At 63.3% G+C, this 19,145-nt stretch carries 15 protein-coding genes; 10 read left to right on the top strand and 5 right to left on the bottom strand.

All coding sequences use genetic code 11. The features are described from left to right. Nucleotides 1-3 precede the first annotated feature (3 nt). On the bottom strand, nucleotides 4-1,014 hold the full coding sequence (locus tag L0F51_RS09070) for an NAD-dependent epimerase (protein WP_234628863.1): 1,011 nt from the start codon (nucleotides 1,012-1,014) through the stop codon (nucleotides 4-6). Nucleotides 1,015-1,407: 393 nt separating this feature from the next. Here L0F51_RS09070 and bchE point away from each other — a divergent pair, with 393 nt between their 5' ends. Together bchE and bchJ are read left to right on the top strand one after the other, a co-directional pair. Continuing rightward, nucleotides 1,408-3,177, top strand: coding sequence for a magnesium-protoporphyrin IX monomethyl ester anaerobic oxidative cyclase (gene bchE / locus L0F51_RS09065; RefSeq protein ID WP_234628862.1), 1,770 nt, complete (start codon nucleotides 1,408-1,410; stop codon nucleotides 3,175-3,177). 57 nt (nucleotides 3,178-3,234) lie between these two features. Continuing rightward, on the top strand, nucleotides 3,235-3,855 hold the full coding sequence (gene bchJ / locus L0F51_RS09060; RefSeq protein WP_234628861.1) for a bacteriochlorophyll 4-vinyl reductase: 621 nt from the start codon (nucleotides 3,235-3,237) through the stop codon (nucleotides 3,853-3,855). 97 nt (nucleotides 3,856-3,952) lie between these two features. On the opposite strand, the gene L0F51_RS09055 is transcribed toward bchJ, so the two are convergent. Next, nucleotides 3,953-6,712, bottom strand: a complete 2,760-nt coding sequence (locus L0F51_RS09055; protein WP_234628860.1) for a bifunctional acetate--CoA ligase family protein/GNAT family N-acetyltransferase — start codon at nucleotides 6,710-6,712, stop codon at nucleotides 3,953-3,955. Nucleotides 6,713-6,861: 149 nt separating this feature from the next. Here L0F51_RS09055 and L0F51_RS09050 point away from each other — a divergent pair, with 149 nt between their 5' ends. Then, nucleotides 6,862-7,845, top strand: a complete 984-nt coding sequence (locus L0F51_RS09050; protein WP_234629387.1) for a zinc-dependent alcohol dehydrogenase family protein — start codon at nucleotides 6,862-6,864, stop codon at nucleotides 7,843-7,845. 8 nt (nucleotides 7,846-7,853) lie between these two features. Here the strand turns inward: L0F51_RS09050 and L0F51_RS09045 are convergent, their stop codons facing one another. After that, on the bottom strand, nucleotides 7,854-9,425 hold the full coding sequence (locus L0F51_RS09045) for a bifunctional aminoglycoside phosphotransferase/ATP-binding protein (RefSeq protein ID WP_234628859.1): 1,572 nt from the start codon (nucleotides 9,423-9,425) through the stop codon (nucleotides 7,854-7,856). Nucleotides 9,426-9,684: 259 nt separating this feature from the next. Here L0F51_RS09045 and mgrA point away from each other — a divergent pair, with 259 nt between their 5' ends. Further along, entirely contained in the window at nucleotides 9,685-10,722 is a 1,038-nt protein-coding gene (mgrA, locus tag L0F51_RS09040) for an L-glyceraldehyde 3-phosphate reductase (protein ID WP_234628858.1), read from the top strand. Between the two features lie 10 nt (nucleotides 10,723-10,732). On the opposite strand, the gene L0F51_RS09035 is transcribed toward mgrA, so the two are convergent. Next, entirely contained in the window at nucleotides 10,733-11,449 is a 717-nt protein-coding gene (locus tag L0F51_RS09035) for a D-lyxose/D-mannose family sugar isomerase (RefSeq protein ID WP_234628857.1), read from the bottom strand. A gap of 30 nt (nucleotides 11,450-11,479) precedes the next feature. Beyond that, entirely contained in the window at nucleotides 11,480-12,562 is a 1,083-nt protein-coding gene (locus L0F51_RS09030; protein WP_170130501.1) for a LacI family transcriptional regulator, read from the bottom strand. 178 nt (nucleotides 12,563-12,740) lie between these two features. On the opposite strand from L0F51_RS09030, the gene L0F51_RS09025 reads away from it, so the two are divergent. The 6 genes from L0F51_RS09025 to L0F51_RS09000 all read left to right on the top strand — a co-directional run bounded on the left by L0F51_RS09025 (nucleotide 12,741) and on the right by L0F51_RS09000 (nucleotide 19,133). Continuing rightward, nucleotides 12,741-14,003 (top strand): ABC transporter substrate-binding protein, encoded by a 1,263-nt coding sequence (locus tag L0F51_RS09025; RefSeq protein WP_234628856.1) that lies wholly within the window; start codon nucleotides 12,741-12,743, stop codon nucleotides 14,001-14,003. 108 nt (nucleotides 14,004-14,111) lie between these two features. Beyond that, nucleotides 14,112-15,011, top strand: coding sequence for a carbohydrate ABC transporter permease (locus tag L0F51_RS09020; RefSeq protein WP_234629386.1), 900 nt, complete (start codon nucleotides 14,112-14,114; stop codon nucleotides 15,009-15,011). After that, a complete protein-coding gene (locus L0F51_RS09015) occupies nucleotides 15,008-15,892 on the top strand; it encodes a carbohydrate ABC transporter permease (protein ID WP_092810207.1) in 885 nt (294 codons plus the stop codon). The genes L0F51_RS09020 and L0F51_RS09015 overlap by 4 nt, the downstream gene beginning before the upstream one ends. 2 nt (nucleotides 15,893-15,894) lie before the next feature. Continuing rightward, the gene (locus L0F51_RS09010) at nucleotides 15,895-17,013 is read left to right on the top strand and encodes an ABC transporter ATP-binding protein (RefSeq protein WP_234628855.1); all 1,119 of its coding nucleotides are present in this window, start codon (nucleotides 15,895-15,897) and stop codon (nucleotides 17,011-17,013) included. 96 nt (nucleotides 17,014-17,109) lie between these two features. Beyond that, entirely contained in the window at nucleotides 17,110-18,018 is a 909-nt protein-coding gene (locus tag L0F51_RS09005) for a LysR family transcriptional regulator (protein ID WP_234628854.1), read from the top strand. Nucleotides 18,019-18,299: 281 nt separating this feature from the next. Further along, on the top strand, nucleotides 18,300-19,133 hold the full coding sequence (locus tag L0F51_RS09000) for an IclR family transcriptional regulator (protein WP_234628853.1): 834 nt from the start codon (nucleotides 18,300-18,302) through the stop codon (nucleotides 19,131-19,133). Nucleotides 19,134-19,145 lie beyond the last annotated feature (12 nt).

Raw genomic sequence — 19,145 nt, 5'->3', positions numbered from 1 at the left:
CGCTCAGGCTTGGCCGTAAAAATCCCGGTACCAGGCGATGAAGCGGGCGATGCCTTCCTTGATCGGCGTCTGCGGCCGATAGCCGAGATCGTCGGCGAGCGCCTCGATATCGGCGTAAGTGGTCGGCACATCGCCAGGCTGCATCGGCAGGAAGATCTTTTCCGCCTTGCGGCCGAGCGCCTCTTCGATCGCGGCGATGAAATCCATGAGCTCGACCGGCTGATTGTTGCCGATGTTGTAGAGCCGGTAGGGTGCCGAGGAGGAGGCGGGGTTCGGCGCGGCGCCGTCCCATTGCCCGTCCGGCTCGGCCGCATGATCGAGCACCCGCACCACGCCTTCGACGATGTCGTCGATATAGGTGAAATCGCGGGAATGGTGGCCGTTGTTGAAGATCTCGATCGGCTCGCCGGCGAGGATTTTTCGCGTGAACAGGAAGAGCGACATATCCGGGCGGCCCCATGGGCCGTAGACGGTGAAGAAGCGCAAGCCGGTCACCGGCAGGCGGTAGAGATGCGCATAGGAATGCGCCATCAGCTCATTCGCCTTCTTCGTCGCGGCATACAGGCTGAGCGGATGATCGACGTTCTGGGCGACGCTGAACGGCATCGCCGTGTTGGCGCCATAGACGGAGCTCGACGAGGCGAAGGCGAGATGGACGACGCCATTGTGGCGGCAGCCTTCGAGGACGTTGAGGAAGCCGACGAGATTGGCGTCCGCATAGGCGTGCGGATTGGTGAGGCCGTATCGCACGCCCGCCTGCGCCGCCAGATGGACGACGCGGTCCGGCTGCTCCTCGGCGAAGAGCGTGGCGCTGCCTTCGCGATCGGCAAGATCGAGGCGGAAAAAGCTAAAGCCGGGCTCGGCCTCAAGCCGGGCAAGCCGCGCTTCTTTCAAGGTCACGTCGTAATAATCGTTGAGATTGTCGACGCCGATCACCGTATCGCCGCGGGCGAGAAGACGCTGCGCCGTGTGGAAGCCGATGAAGCCGGCGGCGCCGGTCACGAGCACTTTCATCGTACACACCCCCGTCTCACGGCGGGGACGGCGAGCGGAACTGCGAAAGCGCGGCCTTGGGCCGGGGCACAGGAAAGCATGGGACGGGTCTTCGATCGCGGGTGCCGGAGCTCCGGCTCCTAACACCGGGCGTGCGGCAGGCAAAGAGCCACTGGGTCCGAAGAGGTCTCGATGCGCGGCGACTTACCGCAAGGCTGCGGCGCTTCCGCCTCTCGCGCCGCCGCCGAAACAGTGTCAATTCCGCGCGACAGATACGTGCGACCACGTCCAGACCGACCTTCAAGTGGGTGCAAGAAAGCCCGCTCTGCGTGTCATTTGATCGACATCAAAGTGAAGTGTCACGCAGACCTTACAATGGAAACTGTCAAGCGACCTCTCCCGGAGACGGAATCGATGCGCATTCTCATGATTCATCCGAACTACCATTCTGGTGGCGCGGAGATCGCAGGTAACTGGCCACCCGCATGGGTTGCTTATCTGGCGGGCGCTCTGAAAACGGCCGGTTTTACCGATATCCGTTTCATTGATGCGATGACCGACCGTATCGAGGATGAGGAGCTCAGACGTATCATCCGCGAGGAGAAGCCGGATGTCGTCGGCGCCACCTCGATCACGCCGTCCATCTATAAGGCCGAGCGTGTCCTTCAGATCGCGAAGGAAGAGCATCCGAACGCGTTGACCATCATCGGCGGCGTGCATGCGAGCTTCATGTATCGCCAGGTCCTGACCGAGGCGCCGTGGATCGACGCCATCATCCGGGGCGAGGGCGAGGCCGTCATCGTCAATGTGATGAAGGCGCTTCAAAGCGGCGACTGGACCGAAGCGCGGTCGAAGGTTCTCGGCATCGCCTATAGCGACGGCGATCAGGTCGTCGCGACGCCGGCCGAGCCGCCGATCGCCGATGTCGACACGATCAAGCCGGATTGGAGCGTGCTCGACTGGGAAAAGTATATCTATATCCCGCTCAACACGCGCGTCGCCGTGCCGAACTTTGCGCGCGGCTGCCCCTTCACCTGCTCGTTCTGCTCGCAGTGGAAATTCTGGCGCAACTACCGTGTCCGCGACCCGCTCAAGGTGGTCGACGAGATCGAGGATCTGGTGCGCAACCACGGGGTCGGATTCTTCATCCTGGCCGACGAAGAGCCCACCATTCACCGCAAGAAGTTCATCCGCTTCTGCGAAGAGATGGTGAAGCGCGACCTGCCGGTTCTGTGGGGCATCAACACGCGCGTTACCGACGTCATCCGCGACGAGAAGCTTCTGCCGCTCTATCGCAAGGCCGGCCTCATCCACGTGTCTCTCGGCACGGAAGCCGCTGCGCAGCTGAAGCTCGATCTCTTCAATAAGGAGACCACGGTCGCACAGAACAAGCGTGCCGTTCAGCTTCTCAAGAAGAACGGCATCATGGCGGAGGCGCAGTTCATCGTCGGTCTCGACAACGAGACGCCGGAGACGCTGGAAGAGACCTACCGCATGGTGATCGACTGGGGCGCGGAGATGGCCAACTGGTCCATGTACACGCCGTGGCCGTTTGCCGATCTTTTCCAGGAACTCGGCGATAAGGTCGAGATCTTCGACTACGAGAAGTACAACTTCGTCACGCCGATCGTGAAGCCGGCGGCGATGGATCGGGCGACCCTGCTCGATCGTGTCATGCACAATTACCGCCGCTTCTACATGCGCAAGATGCTGTTCCACTATCCGTGGATCCGCGACAAGACCTTGCGGCGTTACATGATGGGCTGCCTGAAGGCCTTCATGCGGTCGGGCATGCGGCGTGAGTTCTACGATCTCGGTCGTGTGAATTACTGGGGTCCGCAGTCGAAGAAGAAAGTCGATTTCGGTTTCGACGAGACCCGCACGCTCGATCGGCGCCAGCTTGCCGATCTGAAGAGCGCGCCGCCGCCGCGCAAACTGAAGAAGAAGCGGGTTCCTGCAGAGGTTGCCGCCAACGGTGTGAACGGCGCCAATGGTGCCAACGGTCATGCCGAGGAGATCGACGAGGGCGATCAGTACGACGAGGCGGTGATGACGCCGGCCGCCGTCAGCGCTTGCGGTGCTCCGAAGGGATTGCCGGAGGATGGAGACGATTACGATGAGGCGATCACCTCATCCAATCCCGCTCCGGCCGAGGTGGAGAAGCCGCGGGCGACAGTGCATTAGGGCGCGGCTATGGCCGTGACCGACGAGCCGACGCGAGTCGGGGGGCGAGAGCGGGACGTGAGCGCGGTTTCGGCTGCGGATCACGTCCCGTCTCAACCGGCCGCGCGAATTGGACCCAATGCCATCATCCGCATGGATGAGGCGTTGAACGCCATTGTGGGGCGAGAGGCCTGCCAGAGCGTGTTCGCTCAGGCGGGCCTTTTGCATTATCTCGACGCTCAGCCGACCGAAATGGTCGATGAGCGGGAGGTGATGCGCCTCCATGATGCGGCGCTCGCCGTTCTCGCCCCGCAAGAGGCCGAGGACGCCGCCTTCCGCGCCGGAGAATTGACCGCGACCTATCTCCTGGCGCGCCGCATTCCGAAGCCTTTCCAGCGCATCATGCCGTTTCTGCCGCCCTGGCTCAGGGCACGGCTATTCCTGGCGGCGATCCGGCGCCATGCGTGGACCTTCGTCGGCAGCGGTGCCGTCACCTTCGTGCCGAGCCATCCGGTCGTTGTGTCGATCGCAGGCGGGCCGGTGCGGGGAACGCCGACCGACGCCGTACTCCTTGCCTATTACAGTGGCTGTTTCCAGGAGCTTTTCCGCAGCCTCGTCCACCGCGGAACGCGGGCTGTCGTGCGGCGCGAGGGCGAGGGCTTCCAGCCGCGCGTCGTCTTCGACTTGCGCTGGCGCTAAGCCGCCGAGATCACCTCGGGCGGAAAAATCCGATCGGGCAAAATGAAAACGGGCGCCCCCTCGAGGCGCCCGTTTCCGTTCGGCTTTGAAAAGCCGTTTAGGACGGGATCAGCCGCGGGCGCTGCGATCCGACGGAGGCTTCCGCCTCTTCCTCGGAGGCAGGGGCCTCAAGATGAATGACCACATGGCGCAGGCCGTCGGCTTCGGGGCTCGAGACGGCGACGAAGCCAAGCTCCCGACACATCGACAGCATCGTGTGGTTCTCCGGCAGGATGACGCCGTAAAGCCGCTCGATGCCATCGGCTGCCGCATATTCGATGATCTGCTTCATCAACAGCCAGCCGATGCCGCGGCCCTTCATGTCGCTTCGGACGGTCACCGCATATTCGGCCTCGACATGATCGGGATCTGCGGCAAGTCGCGAGACGCCGAGAAGCTCGCCCGATTCCGGATCGAGTGCGACGAAGGCCATGTCGCGCGCATAGTCGATCTGGGTGAGCCTTGCGACCATCTCTTCCGGCAGCGTCTTCAGCGGCGCGAGGAAGCGCATGCGGATGTCCTCGGGCGACAATTTGCCGAGGAATTCCGGGTAGAGATGCACGTCCGTCGGCATCAGAGGCCGCAGGATCACGCTGGCGCCGCTGGCGAGATCCGCCGTGCTGTCCCAGCCGCTCGGATACGGCCGGATCGCCATGTCGCGGTTGGGCCCGGATTTGTGCACCTGCTTCGGATCGAAGGCGACGCGCGCATCGAGCGCCACCACCCCGTCGCTCGAAGCGAGAAGCGGGTTGATGTCGAGCGACGTGATCGAAGGCAGGTCGACCGCCATCTGCGAGAGGCGGATGAGGCTCAGCTCCAGCGCATTCATGTCGGCGGGGGGAATGTCCCGGTAGCCGTCGAGAAGGCGCGAGATGCGGGTCTGCTCGATGAGATCGCGGGCAAGGTTGCGATCGAGCGGTGGCAGGCCGGTGGCGCTGTCGGCAATGACTTCGACGGCCGTTCCGCCAGCGCCGAAGACGATCGTCGGGCCGAACAACGGGTCGTTGCCGATGCCGACGATCAGCTCATGGGCCGCCGTGCGACGGATCATCGGCTGCACCGTGAAGCCTTCGATATGCGCGTCGGGCCGGCTGCGTTCGACCCGCTTGGTGATGATGCGCACGGCGTTGACGGCTTCTTCGGGCGTCGAAAGGTTGAGGACGACGCCGCCGACATCGGATTTGTGTGTGATTTCCGCAGACAGGAGCTTCACGACGACCGCCTTGTGATCGCGCAGGAGCTCCCGCGCCGTCTCTTCGACCTCTTCGATCGTGCGGGCGATCACCGTCTTGACGATCGGAATGCCGAAGGCCGCGAGAACCTCCTTGGCTTCCGGCTCAGTCAGGACGCTGCGGCCTTCTTCCGCCGCCTTCACCATGACGGCCCGGGCGCGCTCGGCGTCCCAGGTGAAATCATCAGGCAAGCTCGGCGGCGTGCGCATCAACAGGGCCTGAGCCTTGTGCCAGTCGGTCAGGTAACCGACGCTGCGGATCGCATCCGAGGGGCTGAGGAAGGTCGCGACACCTGCTGCCCGCAGCCTCTCGCGTGCCTTCATCACTGTCTCGCCCCCGAGCCAGCAGGTCAGAACCGGCTTGGGATAGGGATGCCGGGCACGGTCGGCTTTGACGGTCGAGATGACGGCTTCGGCCGCGCCATCGGCGGAGGAAAGTGCGGTCGGGCAATTGAGTACGAGAAGCGCATCGACGTTCGGGTCGGCCAGTGCTGCTTCCGTCGCTGCCACATAGCGCTCGGGAGGGGCGTCGCCGATCAGGTCCATCGGGTTGGTGCGCGACCAGGTCGGCGGCATCACCTTGTCGAGTTCCTCGATCGTCTCCGGAGACAATTCGGCGAGGACGCCACCCTCATCCATCAGCTGGTCGACGGCGAGCACGCCCACGCCGCCACCATTGGTGACGATGGCGACACGCCGGCTCTTGGTTGGTTTGAGGCGCGTCAGGGTTTCTGCGGCGTCGAAGAGCTGTTCGATCTGCCCGACCCGCAAAAGACCGGCGCGGCGGAAGGCGGCGTCGGCAACCGCATCGGCGCCGGAGATCGCTCCGGTGTGGGTGAGGGCAGCCTTGGCGGCGGCCGCGTGGCGGCCGGCCTTGACGACGACGATCGGCTTGGCGCGCGAGGCGGCGCGGGCGGCGGACATGAATTTCCGACCGTGCGGGACGGTTTCCAGATACATCAGGATCGCCGTCGTATCGCGATCCGTCGCGAGCTGGTTGAGGCAGTCGCCGACATCGACGTCGCCCATATTGCCGAGCGTGATGATCTTCGAGAAGCCGATGGCGTGGTTGCCCGCCCAGTCGATGATCGAGGAGGCGATGGCGCCGGATTGCGACAATAGAGCAAGGCGGCCTGGACGCGGCGAAATGTGCGAGAAGCTGGCGTTGAGCCCGATATGCGGCAGGAAGATGCCGAAGCAGTTCGGGCCGATGATGCGCAGAGTGTAAGGCCGGGCCGCGTCGAGCATGGCCTGCATCAGGCCGTTGCCTTCCTCGATGCCGGCCGTCAGCACGACGGCGGCGCGGGTGCCCTTTTCGCCGAGCTCTGTGATCAGGCCGGGCACGGCCTCCGGCGGCGTTGCGATGATGGCGAGGTCGGGCGCGTCGGGCAGATCCTTGATCGAGGGGAAGCAGCGTTCGCCGTCGATCGAGGGATATTTCGGATTGACGGTCCAGATCGGGCCCTTGAAGCCAGCGCTGTGGAGATTGGCGAGCACTTTGGCTCCGACGGAGCCAGGGCGGGGCGTTGCACCGATAAGAGCGACCGAAGTCGGTGCGAAGGCCTTGTCCAGGTTGCGGATGGTCATGGAAATGTTCCTTGCGGATGCGCTGCCGTTCTATGCTCCTAACGAGGCGCGGCTTTGACCGGCGTCAAGCCAGAGAGTGGCAACAACGTGAAATTTACCGCGGTGCAGCATTTTCCACCGGATGGCGGAGGGTGATCATGACGGCGACGATGCGCGCAATGGTTTTGGAGCGGCCCGGCGCTCCTCTCCTTTTAAAGGATCTTGCCCGCCCAAGGCCAGGACCCGGCGAGGTGCTGATTGAGATTTCCGCCTGCGGGGTGTGCCGAACCGATCTGCATGTGGTCGATGGGGAGCTCCAAAACCCCAAACTGACGCTCATTCCCGGTCACGAAATCGTTGGCCGTGTGGCGGCGTGCGGGGGGAATGTCAGCGGGTTCAAAGAGGGTGATCGCGTCGGTGTTCCCTGGCTCGGCCACACCTGCGGAACTTGCGTCTATTGTCGTTCGGGACAGGAGAACCTCTGCGACCGTCCGGGCTTCACCGGCTACACGATCGATGGCGGTTATGCCGAGTTCTGCGTGGCCGATGCGCATTTCGTCTTTCCTCTCGGCGAGAGGGGAGCGGATGCAGAGATGGCGCCGCTTCTGTGCGCCGGGCTCATCGGTCATCGCTGCCTCAGGATGGCGGGAGAGGCCGAACGTCTCGGCCTTTATGGCTTTGGCGCGGCCGCGCATATCGTGGCGCAGGTGGCCCGCCACCAGGGACGCTCGGTCTATGCCTTCACCCGACGGGGGGACCTCAAAGCGCAGGCTTTTGCGCGCGAGCTCGGTGCCGTGTGGGCCGGTGATTCCTCCGATCAGCCCCCGGACGAACTCGATGCGGCCATCATCTTCGCCCCGGTTGGCGCGCTCGTTCCTGCAGCCTTGAAGGCGGTGAAGAAAGGTGGGGTCGTCGTCTGCGGCGGCATCCATATGAGCGACATTCCGAGCTTTCCCTACGAACTCTTGTGGGGCGAGCGTGTCGTCCGCTCGGTCGCCAATCTCACACGTGCCGACGGCGATGAATTCCTGGCGCTGGCGCCCGAAGTGCCGGTGCGAACGACGACGGTTTCCTATCCGTTGGACAGAGCCAATGACGCTCTTGCGGACTTACGATCGGGGGCACTCACCGGGGCCGCCGTCCTGATCCCTTGAGCGGCGCGTCATCGATCGGCGGAGAAGCCGAGAGTTTTCAGGGCTCGGGCAACGGAATCGTCCACGCTTCCCGTCACGGTGAGGCGCGGCCAGGCGATCTCGCCGATCTCGTAGCCCGTCTGGCGGCGGACGATTTCGGCCGTGGCGTCGGAAGCGTCGTTGCTGCGATGGCGGACGCGGTCGATCAGGGTCTCGATGGGTGCCTCGAGCCAAAGGCCCGCGAAATCGGCGCCATTGTCCCGGGCGACGATCTCCACCTGTCGCCGCTCCTCCGGTGTCGCATGGACGGCATCGACGATGACGCTCGCGCCGGCCTTCAAGGCACGCTCCGCCTTGTGCCAGAGCGTGTCGAAGACGCGGGCGGTGAAATCCGACGCATACGCGCTGTCCGGCAGACGTTCCGTCTCGCCGACGCCGGCGAGGCGCTTGCGCTCGATATCGCTTCGAAGATGCACCGCGCCCGGCGCGTGGCCGAATTGCGGCGCGATGCGCGCGGCAAGCGTCGTTTTGCCGGAGCCTGAAAGCCCGCCGATCGCCACGAGGCGTGGCCGTACCGGCTGAAGGAATGCTTCTGCGGCAGCAAAATACCGGTGCGCTTCGGCTGCCTTTGCCGCTTTTTCCTCCCCGTCGAGGTGAGGAAGCGCGGCGGCGATGACCTTGGAGCGGATGGTGGCACGGATGGAGAGAAACAAGGGCAGGGCCGCGAGCCCGTCGATCTCGGACGCATCGCTGCCCCACAGATAGCGGTTCATGACGGTGTTCGCTTCGCGGCGGAGGCCGCGCTCCCACAAATCCATGAGGAGGAAGGCGAGGTCGTAGAGGACGTCGCCTGTTGCGATCGCTTCGTCGAATTCGACCGCGTCGAAGATCGTCGGCTTGTCCGCAATCAGGACGATGTTGCGCAGATGCAGATCGCCGTGACAGCGGCGCACGAAGCCGGCCTCTCCGCGTGCCTGGAGGAGTGGCGTGAGCGCGGCGAGAGCCATTTTCGAGGCCTCGGTCAGAGCGGCGGCGCGGTCCTGCGGAGAGAGCTCGGGATTTTCGGCATAGGCCTCGCTGTTCTGCTCGAGATAGGAGGCGAGGGAGGCGATCGCCGGACCGGTGTCGCGCCTGGGCGCGCGCTCATGGGCGGCGAGGATTTCTCTGACGAGAGACTTCAACAGCTCCTGGGGGAGTCCCTCCTTTTCGGTGATGAGATCGAGGGTCTTCGTCTCGTCGAAGCGGCGCATATGGACCGCCCATTCAATGGGCTCGCCGTCGCCTCCGAGCGTTAGCGCGTCGCCATCGCGGGTGATCGCCACGATGCCGAGATAGATGTCCGGTGCGGCTTCCTTGTTGACGGCGATTTCCCGCTCGCAGGCGGTCTTGCGCAATGCGAGCGTGGAGTAATCCATGAAGGGGAATTTGACGGCGCGCTTCAGCTTGTAGACGTCGTCGCCGGCAAGGAAAACGACCGCGCCATGCGTGTCGATGCGCTTGATCTCGTTTTCAAGGCCGTGGGTCGCGGGATCGGCAAGGAAGGCGAAGACGGCGCTTTGATCTTCCACGACATGTGCCGGCAAGTCGCTGTTCTTGTTCATTCCGTTCCCGCTCTTTGCGTTCCAGCCGGCGCAGCCCGTCAGGCGCCGATCATCCCGGCCCCTCATATCGCGGGGCTTTCGCAGGGTCATCCTTTTCGCGTCTCAATTTCGTAAGGAAGCTATGGCCGCGCCTTGGACGTGCTGCGGGTGTTGTCCGCTCCGACCATGCGCTATGTCCTTCACGACGATCGCGACGGGGCTCCAAGCCGAAGAGGTTTTTCAGGGGCCCGCGTCGACTGGAGACACGAGGGGAGAGGTGATGACGAGCGCAAGCTACCGGCCCGCGCCGAACCGCTACGAAGACATGACATATAACCGCTGCGGCAAGAGCGGGCTTCTTTTGCCGGCCCTGTCGCTCGGCCTTTGGCACAATTTTGGTGAAGACGCGCGCGAGGACGTGGCGCGGGCGATCTGCCGGACGGCCTTCGATCAGGGCATCACCCATTTCGACCTCGCCAACAATTACGGCCCGCCGCCGGGTGCTGCGGAAGTGTTCTTCGGGCGGATGCTGAAAAGCGATTTCGCTGCGCACCGCCACGAGCTCATCATCTCCACAAAGGCGGGCTACCGCATGTGGCCCGGGCCCTATGGCGAATGGGGAAGCCGCAAATACCTTCTGTCGAGCCTCGATCAGAGCCTGAAGCGCCTCGGGCTCGACTATGTCGATATCTTCTACTCGCACCGTTTCGATCCGGAAACGCCGCTGGAGGAAACGATGGGAGCGCTCGCCTCGGCCGTCCAGCAGGGCAAGGCGCTTTATGTCGGGCTGTCCTCTTACAATTCGGAGCGAACGCGCGAGGCTGTCGCGATCCTGCGCGAGATGCGCGTGCCCTGCCTCATCCATCAGCCGAGCTACTCGCTCATCAACCGCTGGATCGAGGAGGATGGGCTTCTCGATACGCTGCAGGGAGAGGGCATGGGTACGATCGTCTTCTCGCCGCTCGCTCAGGGCATGCTGACCAACAAATATCTCGGCGGGGTGCCGAAGGAGAGCCGTGCCGCACAAGACAAGACCCTCTCCTCAGACTTCTTGAGCGACGACAATCTGAGCCGTATCCGCGGCCTCAACGAGATCGCCCAGCGTCGCGGCCAGAGCCTGGCGCAGATGGCGATCTCCTGGGTTTTGCGCGACCCGCGGGTGACGACGGCGCTGATCGGCGCGAGCCGGCCCGAACAGGTGAGCGAGCTCGTCGACGCGCTCGAAAAACGCAAATTCTCACAGCAGGAGCTCGCCGACATCGACCGCTATGCCGTCGAAGGCGGGGTCAATCTTTGGGCGCGCTCGGCGGAGCGGTGAGAGACCGCGCTTACGAGCCGGCGACCGCCCGGCCCGAGGCGTTTTCCAGCCACGCCGGATAATCGGAGACGAGGAGGTGCAACGGCTCCTCGTCCTCCTCGATCGTTGAAAAGCGGCTGACGGGATCGCGAAAAATATTGTCCGTCAGGTCGTCGTTGACGGTCGAGACTTCGCCGATGAGCGTGTCTTTGCCTTCCGCCCAGAAGGCGTGCCACATGCCTGGCCGCAAAGTGACGCTTTCTCCCGGTTGCAGCAGCAATGTGCCGCCCGCCGGCAGGCGTCGCCAGAGCCCGTCGGTGGCGACCAGCACTTCGGCTTCCTGGTCGATGTCGCCGTCCGGATCGGAGGCAAACAGCTCGAGTGCCAGCGTGCCGCCGCCGCGGTTGATGATGTCTTCCGCCTTGATCACGTGGCGATGCATCGGAGAGATCTGATCGCGCCGCGAGATCATGATCTTTTCCGCATAGAGCATGCCGCGGCCGCGGGCGAGATCGGCCGTATCGCCGTTTCTGACGGTGAAGAGGAAAAGCCCGAGCTTGTCGAAATCGCCGCCGCCATAATCGGTGATGTCCCAGCCGAGCCGGCCGGAGACGATGCCTTCGATCTCGCTCAAGCGCGCCTGCATTTCCTTCGGGCGCCAATAGGCAAAGGGCGGCAGCAGAAAGCCGAAAGAGCGGATGAATTCGTCCGACTGCCTGATGATGGCGTTGATGTCTGAGCGTCGCATGGGTGCCTCTGAGGAGTGCTTAGGCTTTGATCAAAGGGTGTGCTTTCCGGCACAGGGCCGGCCGGTGCGCTGGCGGAAGCCCGGAGTGGCAAGCGAGGTGAGGGTGTCCACCGGCGCTCCGCGCATGCGTGCGAGCAGGAAGCTCGCAAGCTCCTTGCCGGCGAGGACCAGGTCTTCGCAAAAGGAATCGATCGGCGGCCAGACGTTGTCGAGGAGATCCGAGGTTTCCTTGGCGACCACATCGACGTCGCGCCCGACGACGCGGCCGGCGTCGTTGAGGCCCGCCATCAGCGCAACCGAGCGGGTTTCGCTGGCGCAGATGAAGCCGTCGAAGGGGTTCTCCGCCTCGCCAAGCCGCATTGCCGCCTTGCGGAACGCCTGCGACCTTGAATCGAGATCAAGACCCGGCATCAGGTCATGCTGGACTCGGGCGCGATCTGCCGCTTCCCGGAAGCCTTTCAGCATGAACTCCGCATAGGTGAATTCCGGGCGCGGCGTGACGAGCGCAAGTCGCTTGCGGCCGCGCGCGACGAGGTGCTCCACGGCGAGCCGTGCAAAAGTCTCGTTGTCGAAATCATGGAAGGGATGCGGATGGCCGAGCCGAGTCCTGCCGTGCGTGACGAAAGGCATGCCGCGCTCCAAAAGGAGCTTCACGCGCGGATCCTGCGGCCGCGTATGGGTGAAGATCACGCCATCTGCGGCTGCCGTCTCCGCGATATAGGTGATCGGCTCCATCGGGTCGCTGCCCATCACCTGTGGAAAGACGACGAGATGGTAGGGCGTGTCGCGCAAAATCTCCGAAATGCCGAAGATCATGCGGCGGGCGAACTCGGCGATCGCGTCGCTTTGATCGAGGACGAGAGCGATGACGAGGGTCTTGCCGGTGCGCAGACGGATCCCCGCCCGGTCGGGTCTGTAGCCGATCTCCTCAGCCAGAGCGCGCACTCTGGCTTTGGTCTCAACCGAAAGTTCCGGAGCATCCTTCAAGGCGCGCGAAACCGTCGTGACACCAAGCCCTGTCAGCTCCGCCAAAGTGCGCAAAGTGGGGCGCGCAAAGCTGTCTTGTTTCTTGTTATCGCTGATCTTTCGGAACTCGGGCCGCTTCGGCGGCATGTCTTCGCCTCCTGATGGGGGTGGCATCCTATGCCGCGCATTCCCGCTTCTGCAAACGGCTTGTAGCGTTTGACTTGCGGCGATCTGTAACGTTACAGATTGGACTACCGCCGCGGTCGGTTCGAGCAATCGGCCGGAAGCCACACGACGGTGGATTATTCGGGAGGTTTTCCAACTCATGTACAAGAAATTCGTATCGACGTTCGCTGGCCTTGCCACTGGCGCGGCGTTGTTTGTCGGAAGTGCTGCGGCCCAAGAGACCGTGGAAGTGCTGCATTGGTGGACCGCCGGCGGTGAAGCTGCAGCGCTCAACGTTCTGAAGAAACAGCTCGAAGAAGAAGGCGTCACCTGGGAAGACATGCCTGTGGCCGGCGGCTCGGGTGTCCAGGCGATGACCGTGCTGCGCTCGCGCGTCACTTCGGGCAATGCCCCGACCGCCGTGCAGATGCTTGGCTACGACATCACCGAATGGGCCGACCAGGGCGTGGTCGCGGACCTTTCCGATCTCGCGTCGAAGGAAAACTGGGACAACGTCGTTCCGACCGCTCTGCAGAAATTCTCCAAGAACAGCGAAGGCCAGTGGATCGCCGCCCCGGTCGACGTGCATTCGACGAACTGGATGTGGGCCAACAAGAAGATCTTCGACGAAGTCGGCGTCGAAGGCGACATCAAGGACTGGGATCAGCTGATCGAGGTTCTCGATAAGATCAAGGAAGCCGGCTACACGCCGGTGGCTTATGGCGGTCAGCCCTGGCAGGACGCGACCGTGTTCGAGGCCGTCGTGCTCGCCACCGGCGGTCCGGACTTCTACAAGAAAGCGCTCAACGATTTCGACGAAGAGACGCTCGGCTCCGATACGATGAAGCAGGTCTTCGACCGGATGACGAAGCTTCACGACTATGTCGATCCGAACTTCTCCGGTCGCGACTGGAACCTCGCCACCGCCATGGTCATCAACGGCAAGGCCGCGGTGCAGTTCATGGGCGACTGGGCGAAGGGCGAGTTCCTGCGCGCCGACATGAAGCCGGGTGAGGATTTCCTCTGCCAGCGCTTCCCGGGAACGGAAGGCTCGGTTCTATTCAATTCCGACCAGTTCGTGATGTTCAAGGTGGGCGAAGACAAGCGCGACGCGCAGCTGAAGCTCGCTTCCGCCGTCATGTCGCCGGAATTCCAGATCGCCTTCAACAAGGTGAAGGGTTCCGTGCCGGCGCGCACCGACGTGGCGCCGGACGAGTTCGATGCCTGCGCTCAGAAAGGCATGAAGCAGCTCGCCGAGGCCAATGAGAACAACCACCTCTATGGTTCGCTCGCGCATGGCTATGGCGCGCCGTCTGCTGTGAAGAACGCCGTCTTCGACGTCGTCACGGCACATTTCAACGGCGAGTATACGTCCGAGGAGGCCGTTCAAGCTCTCGTCGACGCCGTTGCGTCGGCCCGCTGACGCTTCTGATGATTTCGCCCCGGCCGGCTCAGGCCGGGGCTTCCCATCATCTTCAGCGTTGAGGGCGCCCCAGTGACCGCGACTTCTACCACCGCCACGGAGCCGCTTGTGCGTCCGCGCCGATCGAGCGCGTTCCGGCGCGGGCTGCAGGACTGGCTGCCGCGCATCGTTCTCGCGCCGAGCTTTGCCGTCATCGTTCTCTTCGTCTACGGCTTCATCATCTTCACCATCTATCTGTCGATGACGAGCTCGACGCTTCTGCCGCGCTTCGACTTCATCGGCCTCGGCAATTACGTCAAACTCTTCGACCTGCCGAACTGGTGGATCGCGCTCAAGAATCTCGCGATCTTCGGGTCTCTCTACATCGTCATCTGCTGCGTACTCGGCCTGCTGCTCGCCATTCTTCTCGACCAGAAGATCCGCGGCGAGGGCGTTTTGCGGCCGATCTATCTCTATCCGATGGCGCTCTCCTTCATCGTCACCGGCACAGCGTGGAAATGGTTCCTCGATCCCGGCATCGGGCTCGACCACACCATGCATGCGCTCGGCTGGACGAGTTTCCATTTCGGCTGGATCAAAGACCGTGAAATGGCGATCTACACCGTCGTGATTGCGGCCGTCTGGCAATCGTCGGGCTTCGTCATGGCGATGTTCCTGGCGGGCCTTCGGGGGATCGACACGGAAATCATGCGTGCCGCCCAGATCGACGGGGCGGGGCCCTGGCAGCTCTATCGGAGGATCATCATTCCGATGCTGCGGCCGGCCTTTCTGTCGGCCTTCGTCGTCCTCGCCCATATGGCGATCAAATCCTACGACCTCGTCATCGCGCTCACCAATGGCGGGCCAGGGCGTGCGACCGAGCTGCCTGCGACGTTCATGTATTCCTACACCTTCACGCGCAGCCAGATGGCCGTCGGTGCGGCCTCCGCGGTGGTGATGCTGATGATGGTCGCGTCCATCATCGTGCCTTACCTCTACAGCGAGCTGTCGACGGAGCGAGAGCAATGAGCACGGCAACCGAAGGCCCGCAGCTGGGGTCGGGCTCTGTCTTCGGACGGGCGATCCTCTACGCGGTGCTGATCGTCTTTGCGGTCTATTATCTCCTGCCGCTCGTCATCATGCTTTTGAATTCGGTCAAGCCGCTCGATGAGATCCGCTCCGGCAATCTCATCGCTCCGCCGCAGCACTGGACGCTTCAACCCTGGCTTTCGGCATGGAGCGAGGCGCAGGTGGGCGTGCAGGCGACCGGGCTCAAACCCTATTTCGTCAATTCGTTCCTGATGGTGATTCCGGCCGTTACCATCTCGATGGTTCTCGGTGCGATCAACGGCTACGTCTTGACCAAGTACCGGTTCAAGGGCGATTCCATCGTCTTCGGGCTGATACTTTTCTCCTGCTTCATCCCGTTCCAGATCGTGCTCATTCCGATGGCGAAGGTGCTCGGCACGCTCGGCATAGCCGGCACGGTTCCGGGTCTCGTCCTCGTGCATGTGGTTTACGGGCTCGGCTTCACGACGCTCTTCTTCCGGAATTATTACGCGGCGTTCCCAACGGAGCTCATCCGCTCCGCTCAGGTCGACGGGGCGGGCTTCTTCCGTATCTTCTGGCGCATTCTCTTGCCGAGTTCCGGGCCGATCATCGTCGTTACGATCATCTGGCAATTCACCAATATCTGGAACGACTTCCTCTTCGGAGCCTCGTTCTCTGACTTCGATTCGCAACCGATGACGGTGGCGCTCAACAACCTCGTCAGCTCGTCCACCGGCGTGAAGGAATACAACGTTCACTTCGCCGGAGCCGTGCTGGCCGCTCTGCCGACGCTCGTGGTCTACATCGTGTCGGGGCGTTATTTCGTGCGCGGGCTGATGGCCGGCGCTGTGAAGGGCTGAACATGGCGTTTCTTGAAATCGACGGTCTCTATAAATCCTTCGGCCAGACCGACGTTCTGAAGGGCATCGATCTTGCCGTGGAGGAGGGGGACTTCCTCGTGCTCGTCGGTCCCTCCGGCTGCGGAAAGTCGACGCTCCTCAATACGATTGCGGGGCTCGAAAGCGTGACGAAGGGCGAGATCCGCATCGCCGGCGAGCGTGTCAACGAGCTCAAACCGTCGGAGCGGGACATCGCCATGGTGTTCCAGTCCTATGCGCTCTACCCGAACATGTCGGTGGCAAAAAACCTTGCCTTCGGCCTGGAAATGCGGGGCGTCCCCAAAGACGAGCGGGACCGGGCGATCCAGGAAGTGGCGGAGATGCTGCAGATCGAGAAGCTTCTCAATCGCCGTCCGGGCCAGCTTTCCGGCGGCCAGCGCCAGCGCGTCGCCATGGGGCGGGCGCTGGTGCGCAAACCGCAGGTCTTCCTGTTCGACGAGCCGCTGTCGAACCTCGACGCCAAGCTGCGCGTCGACATGCGCATGGAGATCAAACGGCTCCATGCGACGCTCGGGACCACCATCGTCTACGTGACCCACGATCAGATCGAGGCGATGACACTCGCGAGCACGATTGCAATCCTGAAGGATGGCGTGTTGCAGCAATTCGGCTCGCCGGAAGAAGTCTACAACAATCCGTCCAATCTCTTCGTGGCGGATTTTATGGGCTCGCCGGCGATGAACCTCGTTCCCGCCGAAGTGCAGAAGCAGGACGGGGCGATCGGTGTCGCGTTGAAGCAGCGCTCAAACGGCGCGCTCTTCCTGCCGGTGCGGGAAGGCTTGGCCGATCAGCTCGGAGATTGGGTGGGCCGCACCATCACTTTCGGGATCCGTCCGGAAGCGGTGACGGATCCGGATGCTGCCGACCAGAAGGCGGGCCACCTCGTGGAGGCGACCTGCCGGGCGGAGATAGTGGAGCCGACGGGCGCCGACACCTATGTCGTCACGCATCTCGGCGGCAAGGAGTTCACAGCGCGGCTTCGGGCCAACAGCCCGATCGAAGAAGACGGACAGGTGAAGCTCGCCTTCAACATGATGCGTTCCGTGTTTTTCGATCCGCAGGACGGTACCCGCATCGCCTGACAAGGAGCCGCTTGAGGCGCTGCGCGCCGAAACTCGGATTCATCGGACCTCCGCATGCGTATTGTCTGATCGAACATTTGCGTCGATCATTGCGGCATGACCCTCGATCAATTGCGCGTCTTCGTGGCCGTCGCCGAGCGGCGGCACGTCACCCGGGCGGCAGCGGCGCTCGGCCTCACACAGTCGGCCGCTTCCGCGGCGATCGCCGCGCTGGAAAAACGCTATGGCGCCCGCCTGTTCGACCGGGTGGGGCGGGGCATCGAACTGACGGAGACGGGCGAGCGCTTCCTGCCGGAGGCACGCGCTGTCCTCAAGCGGGTGGCCTCGGCGCAGAATGTTCTCGAGGACATCGCGGATCCCGCCCGCGGCAGCGTCGCCATCGCGGCCAGCCAGACGATCGCCAATTACTGGCTGCCGCGCCGCCTTGCGGCCTTTCACGAAGCTTTTCCGGGCGTGGGCCTGGATGTCGTTATCGGCAATACCCGCCAGGTGGAGGATGCCGTCGCCGAAGGGCGGGCGGATCTCGGTCTCGTTGAAGGACCCATTCGACATACGGAGCTCCTCCGTCGCCTCGTCGACCGCGACAGGCTGGTGCTCGTGGTTGCCGCGGGGCGCGCCCTGCCCGTGGCGAGCGAGGCGGGCGGGGTCGATCTCACATCGCTGTCCTGGGTCATCCGGGAGGCCGGGTCGGGAACGCGTGCCGTGCTTGAAGAACTCGCCTCGCGGGACGGAATCAAAGTCGACGATCTGGTGATCTCGCTCGTTCTGCCGAGCAACGAGGCCGTGCGCGAGGCCGTCGAGGCGGGTGCCGGCGCAACCATCATTTCCGAGCATGTGGTCGCGGCAGCGATCGATTCCGGCCGGCTTCAATCCGTCCCCGTCGATCTGCCGCGCCGGGATTTTTCCCTGCTGCGCCATCCTGACCGTTATGCCAGCAGCGCGGCGCGGGCTCTGATTGGTCGATTGACCGATCAGAACGGGGATGTTCTTTTGTCGCACGTTTGAGCAATTTTGGGTGAAAACGCGCGTCTGCCGCGGCGCTGGAGCGACAATCTAACCTTAAGGTCAGCCTCGCCCAAGCCAGATTGCATCAATTTCATCATATGATACTTGAAATTTGATCAGAAGAATGGCTCATTCCTCCTCGCCTTTGCTGGTGGCTTGGCTTTGTGGCTGCCTTTGCAGAGGCGAATGTGGGTGCAGTCGGTCGTGCGAGACTGCATGGACGGCGCGATGATTGGCCTATGAGGTGCCGATTTCCTGCGGCACGTGTCGGGATTAAGAAGATGAGCGGTGTCACGGTGGATCAACCAAATGGCGACGAAAGTGCAGGAAATGCGCGCGCTTCGTCTGGATCTTCCATCCAGGTGCTGCATCGTTCGCTCGGCATCCTGGAAGTTCTGGCCGCGGCCGAGGAACCGCTTTCCCTGACGGAAGTCAGTCGCAGCGTCGGCCTGCATAAAAGTACTGTTTTGCGCATTTTGCGCAGTTTGGCGGATGGCGGCTATGCGCTTTGGCGGCCGAAGACGCGCACCTGGAGCATCGGTCCGAGCCTCGCGCGTCTGCAGCCCGGTGCGCAATCGCGCGGCGAGCTCACGAGCCTCGCGCGTCCCATCATGCGGGATTTGTGCGCCACCATCGGCCAGACCGTCCAAATCGCGACGCTCGTCGACGGCCAGATCTGCTATCTGGAAAAGGCCGAGCCCCAGGGCCGCCTTCCGTCTCATACTCTGAGCCATCGTCCCGCCCATTGCACCGCGCTCGGCAAGGTTCTCCTCGCGGGACTGTCACCGGCTGCTCTCGATGCGCTTCTGGCGCGAGTGGAAATCCGTTCCTACACGGACAATACCATCACGGACGAGGCGAGATTGCGCCGGGAGATCGCTGCCGTTGCCGTGCAGGGCTATGCCGTCGACGACCGCGAATTTCGCCCGGCGACGGTGTGCACAGCCGCGCCGATCCGGGATGCGAGCGGCAATGTGCTTGGCGGGCTCGGCGTTTCGGTCGCCGGCATGGATGCGCGCGGTGCCGCGTTCGCCGCCATCATCCAGCGCAACATGGCGGCTGCCCGGCAGATTTCGAGCCAGCTCGGCTGGAATTTGACGAGCGAAGCCGCCTGAAGGACGTTCGTC

Origin of the sequence: Afifella sp. H1R, assembly GCF_021462425.1 — a bacterium.
GTDB classification, from domain to species: Bacteria; Pseudomonadota; Alphaproteobacteria; order Rhizobiales; family Afifellaceae; genus Afifella; species Afifella aestuarii.
This window is presented reverse-complemented; position numbering and strand designations above follow the sequence as displayed.